1 protein-coding gene is annotated in these 964 nt (G+C 72.9%); it reads right to left on the bottom strand.

Annotation, left to right across the window (positions count from 1 at the left end; all coding sequences use genetic code 11):
* The coding region (locus D7Y11_RS42700; RefSeq protein ID WP_126936522.1) for an ABC transporter permease at positions 1-964 on the bottom strand (964 nt) is incomplete at both ends.

The raw sequence follows: 964 nt of genomic DNA, 5'->3' as shown, positions 1-964 counted from the left end.
GCCCCACCACCAGCCACAGCACCTGCCGGTCCGTCGCGCCCAGCGCCATGCGGATGCCCAGCTCGCGCGTGCGCTGGCTCACCGTGTACGCCAGCACGCCGTACAGCCCCACGCCCGCCAGCGTCAGCGCGAGCACCGCCATGGCCGTGAGCAGGCCGCCCATCACCCGCGTGCGGCCCAGGCTCTCCTCCACCACGGCCTCCAGGTCGCGCACCTGGACCAGCGGCAGGCTTGGATCCACCGCGCGAAGCTGTTCGCGCAGCGCGGGCAGCAGCGCCTGTGAGTCCCGGGTGGCGCGGACGGCGACGACCATGAACAGGCCCTCGAATTGATCCATGGGCAGGTACACCTCCGCGCGCGGCTCCTCCGCGAGGCTCGCGTGGTGCACGTCTCCCACCACGCCCACCACCTCCCGGAACGGCTCGCCGTCGAGCGTCAGTCGTGCGCGCTGGCCCAACGCGGAGCCCTTTGAAAGGAAGCGCCGCGCGAAGGTCTCGTTGACCACCATCACCGGCGCCGCGCCCGCGCCGTCCGTGGCGTTCACGTCGCGGCCCTCCTTCAGTGGGATGCGCAGCGTGGCGAAGTAGCCGTCGCTCACCGCGCGGAAGTTGACCGCTTCGCGCGCCTGGGCCTCCGCCTCTGTCTCACCGGGCAGCACCACCGCGCTGAAGCCGTTGCGGTTCCACAGCGGCAGCGTGCTGGCCAGTCCCGCGGACTGCACCGACGGCAACGCCCGCACCCGCGCCAGCAGCTCCGTACTCACCTGCCGTCGGCGGGTGTCATCCCTCCCGTAGGCCTCGCGGGGGAATGACAGGTCCATCGCGCTGACGCCTCGCGGGTCGAAGCCCGGCGCCACGGCATGCAGCGCATGGAGCGTGCGCAGCATCAGGCCCGCGCCCACCAGCGGCACGAGCGCCAGCGCGACCTGCGCGACCACCAGCACGGCCCTCGCACGCATCGGGCC

This window comes from Corallococcus sp. AB018, assembly GCF_003986945.1.
Lineage (GTDB): Bacteria > Myxococcota > Myxococcia > Myxococcales > Myxococcaceae > Corallococcus > Corallococcus exiguus.
This window is presented reverse-complemented; position numbering and strand designations above follow the sequence as displayed.